Annotated in this window: 22 protein-coding genes and 1 other annotated feature; of the genes, 11 read left to right on the top strand and 11 right to left on the bottom strand. The window is 37.0% G+C overall.

All coding sequences use genetic code 11. The features are described from left to right. Positions 1-608 precede the first annotated feature (608 nt). The gene (locus ABH966_RS18180; RefSeq protein ID WP_079563022.1) at positions 609-1,037 is read left to right on the top strand and encodes a helical membrane plugin domain-containing protein; all 429 of its coding nucleotides are present in this window, start codon (positions 609-611) and stop codon (positions 1,035-1,037) included. A gap of 50 nt (positions 1,038-1,087) precedes the next feature. After that, positions 1,088-2,272, top strand: coding sequence for an NAD(P)/FAD-dependent oxidoreductase (locus ABH966_RS18185; protein WP_370080798.1), 1,185 nt, complete (start codon positions 1,088-1,090; stop codon positions 2,270-2,272). Positions 2,273-2,276: 4 nt separating this feature from the next. On the opposite strand, the gene ABH966_RS18190 is transcribed toward ABH966_RS18185, so the two are convergent. The 6 genes from ABH966_RS18190 to ABH966_RS18215 form a co-directional block, all read right to left on the bottom strand. Then, positions 2,277-2,507, bottom strand: coding sequence for a hypothetical protein (locus ABH966_RS18190; RefSeq protein ID WP_370080800.1), 231 nt, complete (start codon positions 2,505-2,507; stop codon positions 2,277-2,279). Positions 2,508-2,524: 17 nt separating this feature from the next. Beyond that, positions 2,525-2,923 (bottom strand): hypothetical protein, encoded by a 399-nt coding sequence (locus ABH966_RS18195; RefSeq protein WP_370080801.1) that lies wholly within the window; start codon positions 2,921-2,923, stop codon positions 2,525-2,527. Between the two features lie 17 nt (positions 2,924-2,940). After that, complete coding sequence (locus ABH966_RS18200; protein WP_370080803.1) at positions 2,941-3,300, bottom strand: hypothetical protein; 360 nt, start codon at positions 3,298-3,300, stop codon at positions 2,941-2,943. Between the two features lie 120 nt (positions 3,301-3,420). Further along, entirely contained in the window at positions 3,421-4,668 is a 1,248-nt protein-coding gene (locus ABH966_RS18205; protein ID WP_370080805.1) for an MFS transporter, read from the bottom strand. A gap of 67 nt (positions 4,669-4,735) precedes the next feature. After that, positions 4,736-4,999, bottom strand: a binding site (T-box leader). Positions 5,000-5,082: 83 nt separating this feature from the next. Then, on the bottom strand, positions 5,083-5,700 hold the full coding sequence (locus tag ABH966_RS18210) for a hypothetical protein (RefSeq protein WP_370080807.1): 618 nt from the start codon (positions 5,698-5,700) through the stop codon (positions 5,083-5,085). Continuing rightward, entirely contained in the window at positions 5,700-7,334 is a 1,635-nt protein-coding gene (locus tag ABH966_RS18215; RefSeq protein WP_370080809.1) for an ABC transporter substrate-binding protein, read from the bottom strand. Before ABH966_RS18215 ends, ABH966_RS18210 begins: the two co-directional genes overlap by 1 nt. Before the next feature lie 76 nt (positions 7,335-7,410). On the opposite strand from ABH966_RS18215, the gene ABH966_RS18220 reads away from it, so the two are divergent. The 3 genes from ABH966_RS18220 (at position 7,411) to ABH966_RS18230 (ending at position 11,566) form a co-directional block, all read left to right on the top strand. Beyond that, the gene (locus ABH966_RS18220) at positions 7,411-8,379 is read left to right on the top strand and encodes a quinone oxidoreductase family protein (RefSeq protein WP_370080811.1); all 969 of its coding nucleotides are present in this window, start codon (positions 7,411-7,413) and stop codon (positions 8,377-8,379) included. 673 nt (positions 8,380-9,052) lie between these two features. Next, positions 9,053-10,510 carry an MBOAT family O-acyltransferase gene (locus ABH966_RS18225; RefSeq protein ID WP_370080813.1) on the top strand — a complete coding sequence of 486 codons (1,458 nt, stop codon included), beginning with the start codon at positions 9,053-9,055 and terminating at the stop codon, positions 10,508-10,510. An 18-nt stretch (positions 10,511-10,528) separates the two neighbouring features. Continuing rightward, positions 10,529-11,566, top strand: a complete 1,038-nt coding sequence (locus tag ABH966_RS18230) for a hypothetical protein (protein WP_370080815.1) — start codon at positions 10,529-10,531, stop codon at positions 11,564-11,566. Between the two features lie 113 nt (positions 11,567-11,679). Here ABH966_RS18230 and pdxR read toward each other — a convergent pair whose 3' ends face one another. Beyond that, on the bottom strand, positions 11,680-13,056 hold the full coding sequence (pdxR, locus tag ABH966_RS18235) for a MocR-like pyridoxine biosynthesis transcription factor PdxR (protein ID WP_370080817.1): 1,377 nt from the start codon (positions 13,054-13,056) through the stop codon (positions 11,680-11,682). 96 nt (positions 13,057-13,152) lie between these two features. On the opposite strand from pdxR, the gene ABH966_RS18240 reads away from it, so the two are divergent. After that, positions 13,153-13,749, top strand: a complete 597-nt coding sequence (locus tag ABH966_RS18240) for a GNAT family N-acetyltransferase (protein WP_370080819.1) — start codon at positions 13,153-13,155, stop codon at positions 13,747-13,749. Positions 13,750-13,779: 30 nt separating this feature from the next. On the opposite strand, the gene ABH966_RS18245 is transcribed toward ABH966_RS18240, so the two are convergent. The 4 genes from ABH966_RS18245 to ABH966_RS18260 form a co-directional block, all read right to left on the bottom strand. Beyond that, complete coding sequence (locus ABH966_RS18245) at positions 13,780-14,487, bottom strand: ABC transporter permease (RefSeq protein ID WP_370080821.1); 708 nt, start codon at positions 14,485-14,487, stop codon at positions 13,780-13,782. After that, positions 14,484-15,332 (bottom strand): ABC transporter ATP-binding protein, encoded by an 849-nt coding sequence (locus tag ABH966_RS18250; protein WP_370080823.1) that lies wholly within the window; start codon positions 15,330-15,332, stop codon positions 14,484-14,486. Before ABH966_RS18250 ends, ABH966_RS18245 begins: the two co-directional genes overlap by 4 nt. 148 nt (positions 15,333-15,480) lie before the next feature. Continuing rightward, the gene (locus ABH966_RS18255) at positions 15,481-16,437 is read right to left on the bottom strand and encodes a LytTR family transcriptional regulator DNA-binding domain-containing protein (protein ID WP_370080825.1); all 957 of its coding nucleotides are present in this window, start codon (positions 16,435-16,437) and stop codon (positions 15,481-15,483) included. A gap of 3 nt (positions 16,438-16,440) precedes the next feature. Continuing rightward, positions 16,441-17,028 (bottom strand): dienelactone hydrolase family protein, encoded by a 588-nt coding sequence (locus tag ABH966_RS18260; RefSeq protein WP_370080827.1) that lies wholly within the window; start codon positions 17,026-17,028, stop codon positions 16,441-16,443. Between the two features lie 229 nt (positions 17,029-17,257). Here ABH966_RS18260 and ABH966_RS18265 point away from each other — a divergent pair, with 229 nt between their 5' ends. The 5 genes from ABH966_RS18265 to ABH966_RS18285 all read left to right on the top strand — a co-directional run bounded on the left by ABH966_RS18265 (position 17,258) and on the right by ABH966_RS18285 (position 21,542). Continuing rightward, positions 17,258-18,091 carry an alpha/beta fold hydrolase gene (locus ABH966_RS18265; protein ID WP_370080829.1) on the top strand — a complete coding sequence of 278 codons (834 nt, stop codon included), beginning with the start codon at positions 17,258-17,260 and terminating at the stop codon, positions 18,089-18,091. A gap of 201 nt (positions 18,092-18,292) precedes the next feature. After that, positions 18,293-19,009 carry a carboxymuconolactone decarboxylase family protein gene (locus ABH966_RS18270; RefSeq protein WP_370080831.1) on the top strand — a complete coding sequence of 239 codons (717 nt, stop codon included), beginning with the start codon at positions 18,293-18,295 and terminating at the stop codon, positions 19,007-19,009. 13 nt (positions 19,010-19,022) lie between these two features. Continuing rightward, positions 19,023-19,709, top strand: a complete 687-nt coding sequence (locus ABH966_RS18275) for a CoA transferase subunit A (protein WP_370080833.1) — start codon at positions 19,023-19,025, stop codon at positions 19,707-19,709. After that, on the top strand, positions 19,702-20,337 hold the full coding sequence (locus ABH966_RS18280; protein ID WP_370080835.1) for a 3-oxoacid CoA-transferase subunit B: 636 nt from the start codon (positions 19,702-19,704) through the stop codon (positions 20,335-20,337). Before ABH966_RS18275 ends, ABH966_RS18280 begins: the two co-directional genes overlap by 8 nt. 11 nt (positions 20,338-20,348) lie before the next feature. Then, positions 20,349-21,542, top strand: coding sequence for a thiolase family protein (locus tag ABH966_RS18285; protein ID WP_370080837.1), 1,194 nt, complete (start codon positions 20,349-20,351; stop codon positions 21,540-21,542). The last annotated feature ends 27 nt before the right edge of the window (positions 21,543-21,569 follow it).

Below are 21,569 nucleotides of genomic sequence, written 5' to 3' on the forward strand. Positions count from 1 at the left end.
GCAATAGAGGAACGAAGGCTAAAACCAACACATCCTGTGATAACGCCTTCGTGACCAACATCGCTGCCGCTTCACTTTTGCGCAAAAACATCTGTTGGCCCGAGACCCTGGAGCGAAGCGGCTCATCCGATGCCCCCAGGAAGCTTTGCTCTGTGCGAAAGCGAAGCGTCAGCAACAACAAAGCGCCCAGTCGGAATGGAAATCAACCACACGTTATGGTAATGATCCTTCGAGCTCAAAAATATATATTATATTTTTAAACAGTAGGGACAAAAAGTAAACTTAACTACGATATATAGTTACAAATCAATGAATTTTGAAAAGATTGTCGAAATTGTGATTTAGCTCATTGAAATAATGTACAAACAACCTTATAATGGAGGTTGTAACGTCACCAAGACAAGATAAGGATGGAATTATGATGCACTTTTTGCGAAATAAAGTTAACATTGTAATAACAAATTATACAAATTGCTATCCAGCTCTTGAGACTGGTGATTTGTAAGATATACGCGCTGTAACGACTGTTAAGAAGTGCCTTAATGGTCTTTTTTACATGGAAGCAATAAAATTAAAATAGTGATAGTGATGGCAAAGGAGAGTTCAAAATGTCAGAAACGAATAACCAAACACAGTCTGAACAATTAACTGTGAGTCAAGAACAATTGGATGTGCTAGATCAATTATTAAAGCCTGAGGTTCAGGAATCACTTACAACTTTAGTTGAACAATTACCTAAGTTAACTGAAATGATGACGTTATTAACAAAATCATATGAGTTTGCTCAAGCTGTTGCAACTGACGAAGTACTGAAAAATGATACTGTTGGTGCGGTAACGGAAATGGCAGGCCCAGTAGTAGGCTCAGCTAAAAACCTTGCAGCTACTGCAATTGAAGCGAAAGACCGTGCGTCTGAAAGCCAAGAAGTAATTGGTTTATTCGGTCTTATGAAAATGTTAAAAGACCCACAAGTTCAAGGTGTTTTCCGTTTTGTTAATGCTTTCTTACAAGTAAGCGCTGAACGTAAAGCTAAATAAGACTCGACTTTAGATATATTCAAAACGTAAGGACGGAGGATTAATTAATCATGTCAAAAGAAATCGTCATCTTAGGTGCTGGTTACGCTGGCGTTTTAACTGCATTAACTGCACGCAAGTATTTATCAGCTGATGAAGCTAAAATTACTGTTGTAAACCAATTCCCAACACACCAAATCATCACTGAACTTCACCGTTTAGCTGGTGGTACTATTGCTGAAGGTGCTGTTGCTTTACCACTTAAAAAAATCTTTAAAGGTTTAGATATTGATTTACAAATTGCTAAAGTAACAAAATTTAATGTAGACACTAAAAAAGTGGACCTAGACAATGGTTATACTTTAAATTACGATACTTTAGTAGTATCTTTAGGTAGCCAAACTGGATTCTTCGGTATCCCTGGATTAGAAGAAAACTCAATGGTACTTAAATCAGTGAACGAAGCAAACAAAATTAACAAACATATCGAAGACCGTATTAAAGCATATGCACAAACAAAAGACGAAGCAGATGCAACGATCGTTATCGGTGGTGGCGGTTTAACAGGTGTAGAGCTTGTTGGTGAAATCGTGGACAACTTCCCGAAAATCGCAGCAAAACACGGTGTTAACTTTGCTGACCTTAAAATCAAGCTTGTTGAAGCTGGTCCAAAAATCTTACCAGTACTTCCAGATGTACTTATCCAACGTGCTACTGAAAGCTTAACAAAACGTGGTGTTGAATTCATCACTGGTACTCCTGTAACAGGTGTTGATGGTAACGTCATCTCTCTTAAAGATCGCGAATCAATCGTTGCCAATACACTTATTTGGACAGGTGGGGTAGCTCCGCTTCCAATCGTAGGTGAGTCGGGCCTTGCTGCTGACCGCGGTAAAGCTACGATTAACGAGTTTTTACAATCTACATCTCATAATGATGTATTCGTAATCGGTGATGCATCTGTAGCATTACCAGCTGATGGCGGACGTCCGCTATACGCACCAACTGCTCAAGTTGCATGGCAAATGGGTGAGTGCGCTGGTTACAACCTATTCGCACAATACAAAAACCAAGAGATGAAACCTTTCTCTGCAATTAATTCGGGTACACTTGCAAGCTTAGGCCGTAAAGACGCTGTTGCGACTATCGGTGCTAGCAACACACAACTTAAAGGTCTTCCAGCAACACTTATGAAAGAAGCGTCTAACATTCGCTATCTTACACACATTAAAGCGCTATTCGGCTTAGCGTATTAATATTTTAAGGGCATGAATCAATAGTAATATTGAATTCATGCCCTTTTTTTGTTTTATTAGGGTAGCTAGAGCGGCAGAAAGAAGAGCCGGAGAGACGGAAAGAAGAGTCAGAGAGACGGAAAGTAGAGCCGGAGTGACGGAAAGACCAGTCAAAGCGGTGGATAGCAGAGCTAGAGCGACGGTAAGAAATCAGAGCGACGGAAAGAAGAGCCGAAGTGACGGAAAGACCAGTCAAAGCGACGGATAGCAGAGTTAGAGCGACGGAAAGGAATCAAAGCGACGGAAAGAAGAGCCAGAGCGACGGAAAGAAGAGCCGGAGTGACGGAAAGACCAGTCAGAGCGACGGAAAGAAGAGTCGAAGTGACGGATAGAATCGTCAAAGTCGTGGATAGAGCGGCCAAAGTCGTGGATAGAACCATCGAAATCGTGGATAGAACAGCCAAAATCGTGGATAGCCCCGACAGAGTGGCGGAAAGAAGAGCCAAAGTGACGGAAAGACCAGTCAAAGCGACGGAAAGCAGAGCCGGAGTGACGGAAAGAAATCAGAGCGATGGAAAGAAGAGCTGAAGTGACGGAAAGAAGAGCCAGAGCGACGGAAAGCGGAGTCAGAGTGACGGAAAGCAGAGCCAGAGCGACGGAAAGCGGAGTCAAAGTGACGGATAGCAGAGCTAGAGCGACGGAAAGAAATCAGAGCGACGGAAAGAAGAGCCGAAGCGACGGATAGCAGAGTTAGAGCGACGGAAAGAAGAGCCGGAGTGACGGATAGCAGAGCTAAAGCGACGGAAAGAAATCAGAGTGACGGATAGAATCGTCAAAGTCGTGGATAGAACCATCGAAATCGTGGATAGCCCCGACAGAGTGGCGGAAAGAAGAGCCAAAGTGACGGAAAGAAGAGCTAGAGCGACGGAAAGAAGAGCTAGAGCGACGGAAAGAAGAGCCAGAGCGACGGATAGCAGAGCTAAAGCGACGGAAAGATCAGTCAAAGCGTTGGAAAGAAGAGCCGAAGCGACGAACATAGCAATCGGCACGACAGCAGAATACCATTATGTCTTATCCCAACATTTATGTAGCACCTCTTATAATAGGAGGTGCTACTATTTTTATATCGCTATTACTTCGAAAGTGAAGCGACGGCATCAAACCTTCTTCTAGTCATTGAGTTCTGAAATATTGCTATAAAATCTGGCCTTCGAAGGTTGAACATTAAAAATTAACAGTATCGTTGCTACTACAAACATGATGATGGCTGCAGATACAACAACATATCGAATAGATATGATTTCAGCTGCAACTCCAAAGATGGCAGTTATGATAATAATGAACAAGGCTTCTACAAAGCCGTAAATACTTCCTATTCTCCCCATACTATCGACAGGAATATTGTTTTGATAAAAGGTATGGAAGCCCGTATTGGCAAAGGCTGTTGCAAAGGATATAATAAAAAATCCTAAAGAAGCTATAAGAAATGTATAAGAGGATGTAGAAATTAAATAGCCTAAAGCTGTTATAAGTGATCCCAAACCTATAAGCCAAGCAGTTGGTATTTTTCCAACGATTGCTGTATTCATTAAAGAACCAACTAATATACCAGCACCTCCTACGCTTACTAAAACACCGTATTCACCTTCGGATAATGAAAGTACTTGAGTAGCGAAGGCAACCTCTAAAGAATCCGTTGCTGTCATCATGACAAGTATCGCACTAAATAAAAAGTAGATCATCATAATATAAGGATTTTTAAGGCTAAATCTTATAACAAGCTTCCAATCGTTGAATAATACCTTGTAGGAAATTTCCTCATCTGCTTTACTAGCCAGCTGTTGATTGGCTTCGACATTAGGCATACCTAATGTAATACAGGCTGAAATAAATAAAGCAATCGCATTCAAGTAAATCGCCATATTAGGCGTTCCAATCGTAAACAGCAGTCCTGCAATGGCTGGACCGGTTATGAATGCGCCAGAATCAAGTAAGCTGCGAAGGGCGTTAAAACGTTTTCTTTGTTCAATTGGTATTAATTTCGTAATGTAGGTCATGGAAGTTGGATGATACATAGAACTAGCCATTGTGATCACAAAGACCATGAAATATATCCAAGTCAGCGTAGAGAAGAAAGGTAGTATGACAATTAGTAAAGATTCGAAAAGGTTGAGACCAATCATGAGATATTTTTTATTTAAACGATCTACCAAACTACCTGACCAAAAGCTGGCAAAAAGTGTAGATGACGCTCTAACGATATACAAACCGGACACAGCTATAGCTGACCCTGTGAGGTTGAAGACGATAAGATTTAAAGCTATAAAATAGATCCAGCTTCCAACGCTGGAAACACCAATACTAAACAATAATATAGCAGGATAACGCCACGCTTCTAAAAATTTTTTCATACTCATATAAATTCCTCCTTGTAGTTATGACAAGTAACTAAAACAAAAAAATCCCACCCCCAAGACGATTTGTCTTAGGGACGAGATTGTGGAATTTATACTCACGTGGTGCCACCCTAGTTCGCTATTATGTCGCCATAATAGCCTTTTCAGTACGGCATAAACACTTATGCTTATACTGTTACTCTGTAACGGGAGTTCCCGTCGCACCATCATTCAAGCAGAATCCAATGCGCTACTCCGAGGCTTGTTTCAATAATTCGTTCTTACTCGTTTTCAGCAACCCGAGCTCTCTGGGAAGAACAGCCTTATTTACTCTTCTCTTCAATGTATTTTTGATAGTGTAGCATATGTTTGTAATTTTGGTAAAGACCGAATTTTAAAAATATTACGATAAACTTTGAAAAGGTTCCGATATTCTTATTGAAGATAAGCTTTAAGCCCCGTTAATAGTGACTGACAAAGAATCATCGACTCAACTGTATGATTTGCTATTTCAAGAGAATGGTCAGCATTTTCTACAATAGCAAGCTTATGTGAAGAAAGTTGTTCTAAACTTTCTTTAGAGTAATGAGGGTCAGCTGTACCGATTGCTAGAAATGCCTGCTTTCCAAGCAAATTTTTCATAACATACTCAAGTGACAGTAGGGGTGTTAAAAGTACATAACGAGAAGGAATAGGTGGAGACTGCTGCATATAAAAATCTGTGATAGGCAATGTTCCGAGTGATTTTCCGATGTATACAGCTTCGGTATAAGATTTTGTACTTAAAACATTTTCCACAACAGGATTCGCGGCATTATAAACCATTGCTGAAATAGCTTCTGGTTCCTGCTCAAATTGCTTTTGGGCAAATACATAGCATACTTGTACTACATCATAGCCAAGCTCTAGCATCAGCTGAGTGGAATAATAAAGAAGTGGTTTTTCAAACGTATAGCCTGTGCCAGAGAACATAAAGCATACTTTGTTACTTTTTAAATCAAAGTAATTGTATGTAACATCATTGTATTGTTCTTTTCGCGGTTTGATTTTCATCATAATTCCTCCTTGTCATACCAAATTGTTGAAAGGTCGATGTGCCCTAAGTGGTTGAAGTCCAATTTTAAAATATCGTGGGCAAATGGTATATCATCGAGATGTGTAAATAATGGTATCAAAATAGCTTCTTCAATTAAATAGTTGTTTAAAGAATCGAAAAGTAACGGCCATTCTGCCATCGTGGCTAATTTAAATTTTTCAAAGATATTTATAAAATATTCATCTTCTTTGCATACTTTATAAATTGGAGAAACGGGGTTGAACACGGCATGCAATTTGTGAAAAGCACTATTTACAGTTGTGACATTCGTATAAACAAATGCATCGTACTTAAGAGGTTGGATACTATCTTTAATATATTGAGATAGTGTTAATGTTTCTATTTGAGGGAGATAACCATACTTTATTAAAGATGAAATTAAGCATTGGTTTAGATTGATTTTCCCTTTAGGCGCACCGATTTTTAAAATCTCTTTTTTACATAGTGGTGAGATGGTATTACCAAAACTACTTAAATGATTTTGTAATGAAGAATCCTTTTGAATAGCTTTATATAAATACTTATGTATTATGTTTTTAATATGTTGCCTTTGCGCTTTAGTTGAACAAGCCTCTTCGTTTTTATTTAAAATTATTGCACAAACCCCGTTTTGGATATTTATTTTTTTACGATTAATGTCATTTGATAAATTAGTTTGATAAAACGAATTGGATCCTTTTGGAAGTATGTTTAATTCTACCGTATGCAATAATGCTCGCATGCCAAAATAATTGTCATATGCTTCTAAAACAATTTGATGGGGTGTATGTTTTGATATTGCAAATGAACCTGTTCCGAAAACTACATTATCTTTAATTTTATAGATACTCGCTTGTATATCTGTTAGTAAGTGTAGTGAGTATGTGCAAGACTCCGAAAAAATAAAATCAATTGTCCACATATCAACAATGATAATTTCTCGAATAGGCTGCCATAAAGGAAGATGTAGTAGTTGGCGCAAACACCAAGCTACATCATGTGCTGTTAGTAAATCGCCATTATGGAAGGCAACGTTTTTTCGTAAATAAAGACGCAATGTTTTGTCATTAACTTTCCAATGGTGCGCAAGAGAAGGAATAATATTACCATTCGCATCTGCTTCAACTAAACGATTTGTTAAATTGGATAAAAGTGCAGCACTATAAACATCGTTTACTTGATTAGGCTGTAAAGTATAAATAGGGTGGTAGATAGGTACAATCAAACGCTCATTATATAGGATATTGTTTTTTATATTTTGTTGATAAAGATGCTTTAAGTTCATTGCTAAAGAATCCGTTAGATTAGGAAATGCAAATAATTCCCCCCAATCCATCATAGTCATTGTAGAGAGATGGGATTTAAGCTGATCTACAATAATTTGTTCAATATCTCCATGCCATTGAATTTTGGACAAGTGTCCTCGCCCATTCCCAGCTTTATAAAGTAGCCAATTGTGTTTCTGAAATAATTTAAGATAACGATTCAATTGTTTAGGACTTATTTTTAATAAGGTAGCTAATTGCTGTAGATGAAAGGTGCCGCCATTCTGTTGACAATAGAGTGAAAGTAAATAAAATAGCGTTTTATTTTTTGAAAGAAAGGTGGACATGTAATATCTCCTTTTGTCTCTTTTTATGGAAATTATTCTATTTTATACTTTTACTATAACAAGGAGGGGGAAATTTATGAAGGCTGTGATCATTAATGAGTTTGGCACTTCTGATGATTTAAAGTATGTGGAATGTCCAAAGCCTACCATTTCAAAGGGGGAAGTATTAATACGTACGACATATACGAGTGTGAATTTTGCTGATATTAAAAATAGAACAGGTAATAAAGCAAAAGCAAATTTTCCGATGATACTCGGTTTAGATGTAGCTGGTGTAGTTGAAGAGGTTTTTGAGGGGAACAGTAATTTTAAAAGGGGAGACCAAGTTATTGCATTCCCGAAAAATGGAGCCTATGCAGAATATGTGGTGGCCAAAGAGCAGCTCGTCTTTAAAGTTCCGAATGATGTCCCTTTGGAAAAGGCGGCCGCTGTGCCAACGGTTTTGTTTCTATCCTACCTTTTGACACATCAAATCGCTCCAATTAGCTCAGATGATAGCGTATTAATTCATGCTGCATCTGGTGGGGCAGGGACAATGTTGATTCAAATGGCGAAAAAGCTAGGCGCCAAGAAGATTATTGGTACAGTTGGTGATATGAAGAAAGCGACAATTGCCCTTGAACTAGGTGCACATCATGTACTGACATACGATAATTTTAGTGCGCAAGTTAATGAATATACGGATGGTCATGGTGTTAACATTATTTTTGACTCCATTGCCGGGAATATTACGGAAGAGAGTTTTAACTGTTTAGCTCCGTATGGTACGCTAGTGCAATTTGGAAATAGCGGTGGTAAAGCTGGGAATATAAAAACATCTGATTTACATAGTAGCTGTCGCAATGTGAAAGGCTTTAGCCTTGGAACGACTCGAGCTTCCAAGCCTGAAATGCTACAACAAGTTGCACCGGAGATGTTTGCTTTGTTGAAGGATGAAAGTTTCCAAGTACCAATTGCTAATATCTTTGCATTAGAAGATATGCAGAAAGCCCATGATTTGATGGAAAGTCGTCAGCATCAAGGGAAGATTTTAATTAAAATATAAAATGAACAACCTCTGTATAGTGATCAACACGCTATAGAGAGGTTACTTTTATTTTAGAGCCTGTAACTCGAAAACAGGGTTGTTGTGAGTGGATGGTCTAAAATCAAACCAACCCACCAATAGAATAAAAGCAAACTATTAAAAATCCTATTATTTTTTCTAAGAATCACCATATTATTTGTAGGTATAATCCTAGCTAAAACTCCTTTTATTTTTCGACAATAAACAGGAATTTCCTTTAAAGAATTGTTAAAATGAGGTATTATTATATAGGTTTTTGTCTTTCTCTACCTTATTTTGATATTGTTATTTGTTTTAGGTTAACTTTTTAGTATAATATTATATTTGGTCTCTTTAAATACATAATGAATCTAACTGTGGTATTTATTTCATTTAGATTTTACGAGTGTATCAATGTTAAAGTGTTATATGGCTAATTTAAGTGATGTAAATATAATATTAAAACATTAAATTTAATAGGCTCTTCACTAAATATTTTGTTAAACGTATGCCGTGTTTTTAGGTTGATTGTAGGGCATTTGGAAACGTCAAAGATGAGATCCCTGGAGCGCAAGCGAACGCCTTCAGGTAAGCGTCAAGTCGGAACGGAAATGTTGTGGTGAGGAGTCTTAAATTTTGAATATAAAGGAATGGCTATTAGGGGAGTGGTGCAATGCTTTTTAATTCCTTTGAATTTATTTTCTTGTTTTTACCTATAACATTTATTATCTATTTTTTATTAAATCGTTTCAGAAACCAGCAATATGCGATTTATTGGTTGGTACTGAGCTCTTTGGTTTTTTACGGCTATTTTAAGTTATCTTATTTAGCAATCATCACAATCTCAATAGTTGTGAACTTTGCTTTAAGTCGGGTGATTAGTAATACCAATAGTCGTTGGAGAAAAACGTATATGATAATTGGAGTCGTCTTCAATATTATCATTCTCTGTTACTATAAATATACAGATTTCTTTATTGGCAATTTAAATAGTTTATTTGGTACAAATTTTGCACTGTTGCATTTATTGCTACCGTTAGGACTTAGTTTTATTACATTTCAACAAATTGCTTTTATTGTTGATAGTTATCGTGATGGAACAGCTCATTATAAATTTAGTCATTATGCGCTGTTCATTTTGTTTTTCCCGCAGTTAATTGCAGGACCAATTGTTCAGCATGATGAAATGCTTCCGCAGTATGATACGAAGGAAAATCGTAAAATTATTCCTGAACATGTTGCACGAGGTTTATTTATTTTTGCAATTGGTTTAGTTAAGAAGGTTGTTATTGCTGATACGGTGGGCATATGGGCGAATGAAGGCTTTGCCAATTATAGTAACTTAAGTTTTATAGAAGCTTGGATTACCTCATTATCGTATACAGTGCAACTTTATTATGATTTTAGTGGATATTCTGATATGGCGATTGGTTTAGCATTAATATTTAATATTAAACTGCCAGTAAATTTCTATTCTCCTTATAAAGCACGTAATATTCAGGAGTTTTGGAAAAAGTGGCATATGACGTTGAACCGGTTTTTAACTACATATGTCTATTTTCCATTAGGTGGTAGTCGTAAAGGGGCATTTAGAACCTATATTAATATATTAATTATTTTCTTCATCAGTGGATTTTGGCATGGTGCAGGATGGAATTTTATTTTATGGGGACTTCTGCATGGCTTTGCGTCTGTTGTTGTGAGACTTTTTAGTAAAACAGGTATTAAGCTTCCGTATTTACTTTCATGGTTTATGACTTTCCAATTTGTTAATATCGCTTGGGTATATTTCCGTGCAACAAGTCTTGAGCAAGCGAATACGATTATAGCCAAAATGTTTACGCCAAACATGACAGCTATAACTAATTTCTTTACGGAGCCGCACACTAATTTTGCTCAAGCGGAAGCCTTTAATATTTTGGGACTATCATTCAGTGATCCGATAGTGATTGTTGTAGGACTCTTAATCACACTTGTTATTGCATTTACAGCATTAAATTCTATTCAATTAATGGATAAGATGAAATTTAATTGGGGAGCAATCATTTATACGCAATTTATGATTGCACTAGTGCTAGTATCGATTTACTATATGCAAAAAAATAGTATATTCTTATATTTTAATTTCTAAATAAAGGTGTGAATGAACTTGGATCCGAAAAAATGGTTAGTAAAATTATTTGCCACATCTTTCATAGTAATAGGATTGCCTGTTTTCGGAATTATGGGTTTCAATTATTATATTGACCCTCTTTGGAATTACACACATGCGAATGACTTTAACGACTATCAGCTTGGCTTTGATGAAAGACAATTAAAAACTAATTATATCAATAGCCATGATTTTAACTATGATAGTTTGTTAATGGGAACGAGCAGGATTACGTATCTCGATGAGAGGGCTTTTACAAAAGAAAATGTTTATAACTATTCATTAAGTGGACTGCATATTACAGAATATTTGCCTTACATGAAATATGCTGAAAAGAAAAATGGTAAGCCGTTTAAGAGAATTTTTATTGAGTTATATTTTGATTCAGCGAATGCTGGCAAACCTAGTACATCGAATCCGCCGCAAACTTATATCGAGTCATCGGAGGCACCTTTTTATGCAATAAAGTCCTTATTTTCAGCAAGCACGATGCATTATGCTCTTTTTAATTATGATATTTCAAAAGCAAATCATTACGACGGTGCTCGCAGTTACACACGTAATAATATTGCACAAACTACGTATTCAAATGATGATATGGAGCAAGGATGGCAAAAATTCCAGAAGAATTTTAAAGCAGAGGCAGCCAAGCCTTTTATGTACGATACCGACTATCGAAAAAGGCTTCAAGCTATAAAAGATGCATTCCCAAATACAGAACTAGTGGTCTTTACAGAATTAATGCCTGCTAAACGGCTTCAGACAATTTTGCATAATGAAAATCGTTACGAGGCTTATAGTAGATGGATGAATGATATGGTAGATGTGTTTGGTACTGTGTATAGCTTCCATGGTGTGAATGAAGTAACGACGAATGAGAACAACTTTTTCGACTGGTTGCATTACTATCCAAACGTTGGGGATTTAGTCATTAAAGCTTTAGAGAACAGGGAAGAACAGTCAACTATTATGCAGACTGTAGATAAAGGGAATCTTGATGAGTACCTTAAAAATGTAGTGGTAGATATAAAGTGAAATTACGGCCCGTTAATGCGGGATGAATATTGACTAAGTGATGAAAAGATGACTCTGATATGTACTGTCGGAGTCATCTTTTTTGTCTATTAAAAGGTTTTTAAAACTTGAAATTATGCTGGCATGGATGATTGCCAAACTGTTGCAAGTAACGCGATGCCTTCATTGATTTGCTCAAGGGTTAGCCCACCGTAGCCCATAATGATCATAGTATGTTTAGAGCCTTGCTGATAGGAGGTTGAGCATGGATAAACTTCGATTCCTACCTCTTGGGCAAGCCTAATCGCATCCTGCTCAGAAAGCCTTTTTGGTAACTTCATAACGATGTGTAGCCCAGATTTTTCACCAATTACTTCGAATTCCTCAGAAAAATGGGTGTTAATAGCTGCTAGTAACGTCTGTTGCTTTTTACGATAAATAGTGCGCATTTTGGCTAAATGCTTATCGAATGAACCTTGAGCAATAAAATCAGCTAATACAAGCTGGTCTATTTTTGAGACAACAGATTTTTGCTCCTGATTAAATAGCATAAATTCTTCGACTAACGATTTAGGCAAAATCATATAACTAATGCGCAACGATGGGATAAGTGTTTTAGAAAAGGTTCCGAAATAAATAACACGTTGAAGCTGATCCATCTTTGCTAAAGAGGGAATAGGGAGCCCCTTATAACGAAATTCTGAGTCATAGTCATCCTCAATAATATATGCCTTCTCAGAGGTAGCCCATTGTAGAAGTTCTGCGCGCCGTTCAACAGGTATGACCATCCCAAGCGGAAACTGGTGTGCGGGTGTTGTGTATAACATGTGGATGGATTCTTTCGGTATTGTTACCCCTAAGTTATCAACAGGAATAGCATGAGTCGTTAATCCACATTGTTGCAATGTTGCACGTACTCTTTTAAAGCCAGGCTCCTCTATGCCAGCATGTACTTTTTGGCCAAAAAAGTGACATAGGGCTTGAAGCTGACTTTGAGTACCACTATAAACAAACACCTGTGAAGCTTCACAAGTAACTCCTCTTGATCGTTCAACATAGCGAGCGATTTCCGTCCGCAATATAGCTTCTCCTGGCCAAGAACTTGTTGTTAAATTATCCACATTAAAGTGCTTTTTCAACAGCTTATGCCACATCGAAAATGGAAAAGCTTCCTTATCCACATGTCCGTTATTAAAATCGAATTTTATAGTATATGTAGTTGATGTTATAGCTGTGGATATGTGCTGATTTTGCTGCTGTTCCCATTCAAATTCAAAAGGTGCTATAAAATAGCCAGAACGTTCCTTACTATAGATGTAGCCTTCAGCTAGTAATTGTTCATAAGCTTCCTTAATCGTATGGACACTAACATCAAGCGTTTTAGCAAGTATTCGTTTAGAAGGCAATTGCTCATGGGCCAGTAGTTTCTTGCTTAAAATTGTATGTTTTAATTCCTCGTAGATTTGCACGTATTTCGATGTATCTCCAGTAAATGAGATTGATAACTCCAAAACATTGCACCTCCTGGTACGGTGTGTTTTTTGAAAATTGGTTCTATCTATCGTATCAAAAATACCGTTAAATAGTAAAAAAAGGAGTGAAGCAACATGAATTTTAAAGCATTAGAAAATGAGGTAGTATTACTGAAGCCGTTAGAACAAGTGGATGCGCAAGGATTATTGGATGCAGGTAGTTATCCAGAGATTTGGTCACATATGTCCACAACAGTTGAAAAAATGGTCGATGTGAATAACTTTGTGGAAAAGGCATTAGCAACAAAACGTGAAAAAACTGAGTTCCCATTTGTAATTGTGGATAAAAAATCCGGACAAATCATCGGCTCGACTCGGTTTATGGATCTTGATGAAACGAATAAACGGCTTGAAATAGGTACTACATGGATTACACCTGCTTTTTGGCGTACGGCCATTAATACAAATTGTAAATATTTATTATTACAATATTGCTTTGAGGTACTCAATTTACAGCGTGTTCAAATTAAAACAGACCACGAAAATTTACGTTCTCAAAAAGCGATTGAACGTTTAGGGGCAACTAAGGAGGGGATCTTACGTAATCATATGGTGCGTAAGGATGGCACAATTCGTCATACAGTGATGTACAGCATTACTCTACAGGAGTGGCCACAAGTGAAAAACCATTTGCAGCAGTTGCTAGTTGATGCTACAGAGAAATTGGGATAAAGAAATTATTATACAAAAAAAGAATGGTCATTAGTCGACCATTCTTTTTTTATAAATAAATCCTACTACAATCCAAGTAACTAGTGCCCATACGGTGATTGTAGCCATTGGAATAATGATGTCCATAGTTGTATATGTGCCTTCTAGAGACTCTGCTAATAGCACCAATTGAGAACTTGGTAACCACTCTGCAATTTTTAAAATAGGAAAGGCAGACGATAATGCTAGGGCAAAAGAGCCAAACCCGAAAATAAGGATAACAGGTAGAATGATAAGAGATCCTTCCATAACTGTTTTGGCGAATAATCCACACAATGTTCCTATTGCAATATAGAACACAGTCGAAAGTATTAAAGCAATAGCTAAGATGAACAGATTAGCTGGGCTATAGCCAGCAATGAAAATAGTCAATGCTACAATTACCATTGTAAGGATAAAGACAAACAAGCTTTTACCAATTAATATATCGCCAAGTGAAGCAGGGGAAAGCATGAGACTACGAAGCGTATTTTTTTCTTTTTCCTCTGCAATTAGACAGCATTGTACGTAGGCAGTCACCATAGAAAATGCCATATTTACTGTAATGATATAGCTGTTGATATTATTTCCACCTGTTTTATTAATAAAAAATGCCATAATAAGTGGCATAAGTATCATAACGGATACCGCATAGTTACGTGAAAATTCCTTATAATCCTTCATTAAAATAGCCTGAATACGTGTCATTGAAATGTTCATACTAAATCACTCCCTGTTATTTGCATAAAAATATTACCTAGTGTTGGCTCGTTTGTATAAATGCGAGAAACTTCGTTAGATTGCATCCATTGAAACAGTTTTTCAGCATCCTGTTCTCCATTTTGAATGACTTCGCAAGCACCATTTTTTAATTCAACTGTAATAGATTCATCGCCAAACTCTTTTTTCAAATCCTTTGGCGCACCAATTGCTCGAATCTTCCCTTTATGTAAGAAGGCTACACGATCACAAAGTATTTCGGCTTCACTCATATCATGTGTTGTTAAAAATATTGTCGTACCCATCTCGTTTAATTTACGCAAGCCATTATAAATATGCTGTGTATTAACAGGATCGAGTGCAGAAGTTGGTTCATCTAAAAATAATAATTCTGGTTTATGCATGATGGCGCGTGCAAGTGTAACACGTTGCATCATTCCTTTAGAAAGCTGACTAATTTTCTTTTTGCGATCACCGTATAAGTTAACAAAATCCAACGCTTCTTTTACGGCTGATTTAGGTAATTGATATAAGTTACTGTATAGTAATAAATTTTCCTCGATTGAAAGTCGCGTATATAGTCCGCTATTATCTGTTAAAATACCGAAGCGTTTACGATTGTTACTTTGCTTCATCTCATTTGCTGGACGGCCAAACAATAAAACATCGCCAGCAGTTTTTTCAGTTTGTGCTGTTAATATTTTAATAGTAGTAGTCTTTCCGGAACCACTAGGTCCAAGAAAGCCGAATATTTCTCCTTTTTGAATGGTAAATGAAACATCCTGTAATGCTGCTTCCTTATTAAATGTTTTTTTCAAATGCTGAACATCGATCACTGCGTTCATTTGAAAACCTCCCTGTGTTGTTGTTGATATCTACACTATAAGGGACAATAAGGGTCTCAACATTAAATTACAGGTGAAAGGCAGTAAAATGACCATTAGTGGAGAAATATTTCAGCTGACAGGAGTCGTTTATTTCCTGGGAAATCTACTAAATTCCGAGTATTTCCTTTAAATCTGCGAGTTTATTTTTCGACAAAGGTACTACGGTCTTTTCAGTGCTATTCAGGGCTAAGCTGTAGCTATTGCGAGTCCACGTAATGATTTCCCGTACCTTTTGTAAGTTAACGATATAAGAGCGATGACTTCTAAAGAAGCCGAACGGTGTCAATTTTTGCTCAAGATCATTTAATGATAATGTACATGGATAGGCTTCACCTGCAACATATAGTGAAACAACACCCTCAACACTTTCGATAAAATCAATTTCAGGGGGATTAAATAAAATGATCTTATCATTTTTCTTTGTAGGGATTTTATCAAGTCGAATCGGTACGTTTTCTTGAGAGGGGGAAGCCGTTTCTGTTTCATCCTCTTTAACATCTAATGCATGTATGCCCATTGTATCTAGTCTATGTACTTCTGTACTCGAAATAATTAAATCCTCAAGATTGTTAGATAATAAAATGACTGTTTTATTCTGTTTTTGAAGGATATCCAGTAATTGAATGACTGTTTGCTTGGAAAACTCATCTAGATTTTGGAATGGTTCTTCTAAAACTTGTATCTGTGCCTGATTAAGATATGTATGAATTAATTTTAAGCGTTGCTTTTCGCTATTTGAGAGCTTGCTGATTTTAATGTTTTTTTGCTCCGTTAAAGCGAACAATGATAATAGATCCTCCATCTTTTCAGAAGAAGCATTGAAAAGCTTTAAGCAAAATTTGATATACTCTCGAACCGTCAGTCGTTCATACAAGGCATTTTCACGAAAATGTGTATACGTATTGCTTCGCTTCGAAAACCACTGTATTAATGTATGTATTTTTGACACGTCTGTATGGATACCAATAATAATGCCAGGCTGCATAGATAGGTGAAAGTTAGGATAAATTACATTTCCTCCTTCTATATAAGGGTCAATAATTATGCTTTCGGTTTGGTTCATTCCTTAGTCCTCCTTGACTTTCTTAATTTCGAAAAATTGCGAGATTTCAGCCTGAGATTGTAAATAACTTCCATGATTGTAGTTTGAATTGTTGAAGTCCATAAAACCATGCTGACCTAGATATTGCCTCGTGTGAACAGCTGGTAATGTATCGAGTGTTTCCATTAATTCATGGACATTAAAGCTTTTCTCATGACTTGGTATAATAACGAGTGTCGGACAGGAGGGGATTGCATCCAAGTATTGACGAATGCGTGAACCATAAACGCAAACGATACCTTGTAATGGTAGCGTTGATAGTCTCCAAGCTAATGTTGCACCTACACTAAATCCGATTAACAGCACTTCATCAAAATATGTTCTAGCTTCCAATAACTTTTTGGTTAATTTTTCGAGAGGAGCATCAAAGCCAACTTCATTTATGAAATATTCATAGGCTTCCTGTTCTTGTTCATATGGAAATATTCTATCGTCTGAATATAAAGAAATGCACTCAACAGTAGTGTTGGCGTTACTGTATGCTTCAGCTTGCACTTTTATAAAATCATTGACGCCATAAATTTCATGTAGAATGAATATTTTCTTTTTCATGTTGACCTCATTTTCGCTTTTTCAATAGTGTACCAAAAAGTAATTACATAGTATATTTTTGTATTTATAGGAATTTTATTATTATATTTAAATAATTAATTTGGTGATGTAAACCTAATTTTTGATCCTGTAAATCAAGTGTTTTAAAACTAGAAATAAAAATTTTTTTTGACTTTTTTAAGCTTTAGGTGTAAAACTAGCTTTAACTTTTACAAGGAGGGTGATGGAAATGAAATACCAATCAGTCGAAGTGAATGATAGTCTATTATATTTTGCAGATTATCCAGGTGAGAAAGGCACTATTATAGCGGTTCATGGTTTAACTGGTAACCATATGCAATTACATTATTACGAAGAGCTATTAAAGGGCCAATATCGTTTTATATCAGTTGATTTAAAAGGTCGTGGCAATAGTGCGCCTGCTTCAGAGAATACTAGTATAGAGTCCCATACACTAGATGTTTTAGCTTTGATTGATCAGTTGAACATCGAACAGCCGATTTTACTGGGCTATTCAATGGGCGCATTTATTATGGCGAACGTCGCTAGTAAACTCAGTGATATCAAAGGAGTAATTTTACTTGATGGTGCAGCAACCTGTACGGATCACCAACGTCAAATCGTCGAGCCTTCACTTGGCCGAATAAGTAAACATTACGAAACACCGGAAGCATATATCCAGGAAATTAAAGAAATCTATGGGCGCCTTGGTGTTGAGTGGACTGACCACCTAGCCAGTGTAGGATGCTATGAAATTGTAGAAAAAGATGGTCATTGGGAAAATAAATCTGACGAAGAAAGAATACGTCAAGATTTCCAGAGCTTTTATGAATATAGGCCAGAAGAAGTTTTCAAAGATGTAATGTGTCCTATTCTATTAATTCATTCAACTAAAGAAATTGGAGCGATGCCTCCATTATTTTTAGTTGAATCTTATATTGATACACTAAAAAACGCCAAAAATATTTGGAAATATACTTCTGATAGCAATCACTACACATTGGTTTTTGAAGAAAGAAAAGATGAAAACCTAGTAATTCAGCGTTTTTTAGAAAACTTATAAAAAATAGTTGCATATTTTGAAATTTTGTGTGAATAATGAATTAACAAATTAATTGCCTATCGAGCAGCCGTAGAAAAATGGCCTTTTTCTACTTCCCTGCTTGACTGTTGGCTACATTTTTTCTGAATGTACGGTAATTTCCGTGCTTTAGGGAAAGTGTGGCCTTTTTTTATTCAAATAAATATAAGGGGGATTTACTAGATGGTAAAAGGCTTAGAGTATTTCAAAAAAGTTTATGATGTTGTACCGGGATGGGTACAAAAAATGCACGATTATAATCCTGCAATGCTAGAACATTATACAGCATTGCGAGGTATAGCCATGGCACAAGGAGTCCTTTCTGTGAAGGAAAAGGATATTTTGCTAGTCGGCATGAATGCAGCAAGACAATATGTACGCAGCATGGTGTATCACACTAAAGGAGCTATTGATGGTGGCGCTTCACTAGAAGAAATAATTGAATACTTACTTGTAGCATTTAACTACGGAGGAGAAAGGGCATTGCAAACTGGCTTGCAGTCCTTTGAATATGCATTAGAACTAACGAATACTGGTTCTGATAAGCTTTCCCATGAATCGTCAGCAATTGATATTGTGCGTTATTACAGTACATTTACATCGACAGAGAAGAGTAAAGCGTATTTTTCAAAATTACTAGATCTTTTTGCTGCAAAAGATGAAAACGCTTTAAAATCTGAGCTACTTAACAGCAATGTAGTATCGACAAAAATGAAATACATCCTTATGACAGGTATTTATACTACTGTTTTAAAAAATGAGGAAACAGATTACTGGGCGAAAAAATCACGGAATGTAGGTGTAGTAGAAGAGGAATTAGCAGAACTCGGCTACATTTGTCTATTAACCGCAGGCATTCCTGCTTGGTTTGAAATAAGTGACGCCCTGATTCAAAAATAATGGAGTGAGTACAATGAAAATTTATGATTCGGTAAAGCAAGCATTATCATGCGTAGAAAGTGGACAAACAATTATGGTGGGCGGATTTGGTTTAGTAGGCGGTCCATTAACTTTAATCGATGCACTTGTTGAACTAGATGTAAATAATTTAACGATTATTAGTAATAACCTAGGGGAAAAAGGAGAAGGTCTTGGTAAATTACTAGAACAAAAGAAGGTAAAAAAAGCGATTGGATCTTACTTTACTGGTAATCGAGATGTCGGTGATGCATTCCAACGTGGGGAAATTGAGATTGACCTATTGCCTCAAGGTACTTTAGCTGAATCGATTCGTGCGGGTGGTGCAGGAATCGGTGGTTACTATACAAAGACATCTGTAGGCACAGATTTAGCGAAGGGCAAGGAAACAAAAATCATTAACGGCGAGGAATATGTATTTGAAAAGGCACTGAAGGCTGATGTGGCCATTATTCGCGCGCATAAAGCCGATACATTAGGAAACTTGGTTTATTACAAAACCGCTCGTAACTTTAATCCTTTAATGGCGACTGCTGCGGAAACGGTAATTGTTGAGGTGGATGAAATTGTAGAAGCTGGTCAATTAAGCAGTGATGAAATTATTACCCCACATCTATTTATTAATCGAATTATTGTAGCGAAGAAGGTTTTAACGAAGGAGGGTGTAGTAGAGCATGGTTAATGCAATTCAGGAGCAAATAGCGAAAAGAGCTGCGAAAGAAGTACAAGATGGACAGATTATAAATTTAGGAATTGGTATTCCGACATTAGTAGCAAAGTACGTCGACAATGATAATGTCTACTTCCATACAGAAAATGGCATGCTCGGTGTTGTAAGTGTTGATGAGGAGGATACTGATCCAAATGTAGTGAATGCAGGGAAGATACCAGTCGGGGAAGCCATTGGGTCATCCTTTTTCAATAGTGCAGAGTCATTTGGAATGATCCGTGGTGGACATGTTGATGTAGCAATATTAGGTGTACTTCAAGTTGATGAGCATGCACGTATCGCAAACTGGGCGGTTCCAGGGAAAAATATTATTGGTGTTGGTGGAGCAATGGATTTATTAATTGGAGCTAAAAAGGTAATTGTCACAATGTCACATACTTCAAAGGATGGAAAGAGCAAGATTTTAAAGGATTGCGCATTCCCGATAACATCAACTCGAAGTGTGGATACGATTATTACAGAGCTAGCCGTGTTTAATTACTTCGATGAACAATTACATTTAGTTGAATTAATGCCAGGGGCTACATTAGAGAGAGTAGAGGCAAATACGGAAGCAAGTTTCGTTATAGCGTTGAAATAGGAGGAGAAATCATGAGAGAAGTTGTTATTGTAGATGGTGTTCGTACTGCGATTGGTAAATTGGGTGGTTCATTAATAAATGAGACGGCAGATCTTCTTGGAGAGAAAGTCATCCGCACACTTCTAGAACGAACAAAGTTAGATTCAACACTAGTTGATGAGGTGATTTTAGGACAAGCAAAACAAAGTGCCGATCAATCGAACGTTGCACGTCTCGCTTCATTACGAGCAGAATTACCGATTACAGTGCCAGGTTATACGGTACATCGTCAATGTGGCTCTGGTCTACAAGCTGTTAATAATGCTGCTCAACAGATAGCCCTTGGCTATAGCGATATTATTATCGCTGGTGGAACAGAATCTATGAGTACATCTCCTTATTATTTACGAAATGCTCGTTATGGCTATGGTGTTGGAAATGCATCTATTTTAGATCCAAATACAGAAAGTCAGCCAGGGTCTCAACCATTTGAAGTATATGGAATTTCAACAATGGGAGAGACTGCAGAAAATTTGGTAGAAAAATATTCGATTTCGCGTGAAGAGCAGGATTCATTTGCACATCGAAGTCAAGAGCGCGCAGCTCATGCAATACAAGAGGGATATTTTGCACAACAAATTGTCCCCTATGAAGTGAAAAAAGGAAAAACAGTGGACGTTTTTAAAATAGATGAGCATCCATTTTTAACGAGTGAGGAGAAGCTAGCAACATTAAAGCCTGTTTTCCGTAAAGGTGGTTCAGTCACAGCAGGGAATAGTAGTGGTCGTAATGACGGTGCATCCGCATTGTTACTAATGTCAAAGGAAAAGGCAGAAGAGTTAGGTTACAGACCGAAGACAAAAATACTTGCACAGGCGGCAGCAGGGATAGATCCGTCCATTATGGGAATTGGTCCAGTGCCTGCTACATTAAAAGCTTTAAAGCAGGCAAATTTAACAATTGATGATATTGATGTAATTGAGCTAAATGAAGCATTTGCAGCACAATCGATTGCGGTAATTAAGGAGCTTAATTTAGACATTAACCGAGTGAATCCTAATGGAGGCGCTATTGCAATGGGGCATCCTATTGGAGCAACAGGCGCCATTTTAATGACAAAGCTTATGCATGAGCTAGAACGAACAGGTAAGCGTTATGGCCTAGTAACTTTATGTATTGCAGGAGGACTTGGTATTACTACTATTGTTGAAAACTGTCATGCATAAATTTACACCGAGTAGTTTTAACTCGGT

Source organism: Lysinibacillus sp. RC46, from assembly GCF_041262385.1.
Classification (GTDB): domain Bacteria; phylum Bacillota; class Bacilli; order Bacillales_A; family Planococcaceae; genus Lysinibacillus.

Excerpts from the sequence above, each read along its gene's own strand:
- ABH966_RS18180 (WP_079563022.1), top strand. The coding sequence starts at position 609 with ATGTCAGAAACGAATAACCAAACACAGTCTGAACAATTAACTGTGAGT.
- ABH966_RS18185 (WP_370080798.1), top strand. The coding sequence starts at position 1,088 with ATGTCAAAAGAAATCGTCATCTTAGGTGCTGGTTACGCTGGCGTTTTA.
- ABH966_RS18205 (WP_370080805.1), bottom strand. The coding sequence starts at position 4,668 with ATGAGTATGAAAAAATTTTTAGAAGCGTGGCGTTATCCTGCTATATTA.
- ABH966_RS18210 (WP_370080807.1), bottom strand. The coding sequence starts at position 5,700 with ATGAAAATCAAACCGCGAAAAGAACAATACAATGATGTTACATACAAT.
- ABH966_RS18215 (WP_370080809.1), bottom strand. The coding sequence starts at position 7,334 with ATGTCCACCTTTCTTTCAAAAAATAAAACGCTATTTTATTTACTTTCA.
- ABH966_RS18220 (WP_370080811.1), top strand. The coding sequence starts at position 7,411 with ATGAAGGCTGTGATCATTAATGAGTTTGGCACTTCTGATGATTTAAAG.
- ABH966_RS18225 (WP_370080813.1), top strand. The coding sequence starts at position 9,053 with ATGCTTTTTAATTCCTTTGAATTTATTTTCTTGTTTTTACCTATAACA.
- ABH966_RS18240 (WP_370080819.1), top strand. The coding sequence starts at position 13,153 with ATGAATTTTAAAGCATTAGAAAATGAGGTAGTATTACTGAAGCCGTTA.
- ABH966_RS18245 (WP_370080821.1), bottom strand. The coding sequence starts at position 14,487 with ATGAACATTTCAATGACACGTATTCAGGCTATTTTAATGAAGGATTAT.
- ABH966_RS18250 (WP_370080823.1), bottom strand. The coding sequence starts at position 15,332 with ATGAACGCAGTGATCGATGTTCAGCATTTGAAAAAAACATTTAATAAG.
- ABH966_RS18255 (WP_370080825.1), bottom strand. The coding sequence starts at position 16,437 with ATGAACCAAACCGAAAGCATAATTATTGACCCTTATATAGAAGGAGGA.
- ABH966_RS18260 (WP_370080827.1), bottom strand. The coding sequence starts at position 17,028 with ATGAAAAAGAAAATATTCATTCTACATGAAATTTATGGCGTCAATGAT.
- ABH966_RS18265 (WP_370080829.1), top strand. The coding sequence starts at position 17,258 with ATGAAATACCAATCAGTCGAAGTGAATGATAGTCTATTATATTTTGCA.
- ABH966_RS18270 (WP_370080831.1), top strand. The coding sequence starts at position 18,293 with ATGGTAAAAGGCTTAGAGTATTTCAAAAAAGTTTATGATGTTGTACCG.
- ABH966_RS18275 (WP_370080833.1), top strand. The coding sequence starts at position 19,023 with ATGAAAATTTATGATTCGGTAAAGCAAGCATTATCATGCGTAGAAAGT.
- ABH966_RS18280 (WP_370080835.1), top strand. The coding sequence starts at position 19,702 with ATGGTTAATGCAATTCAGGAGCAAATAGCGAAAAGAGCTGCGAAAGAA.
- ABH966_RS18285 (WP_370080837.1), top strand. The coding sequence starts at position 20,349 with ATGAGAGAAGTTGTTATTGTAGATGGTGTTCGTACTGCGATTGGTAAA.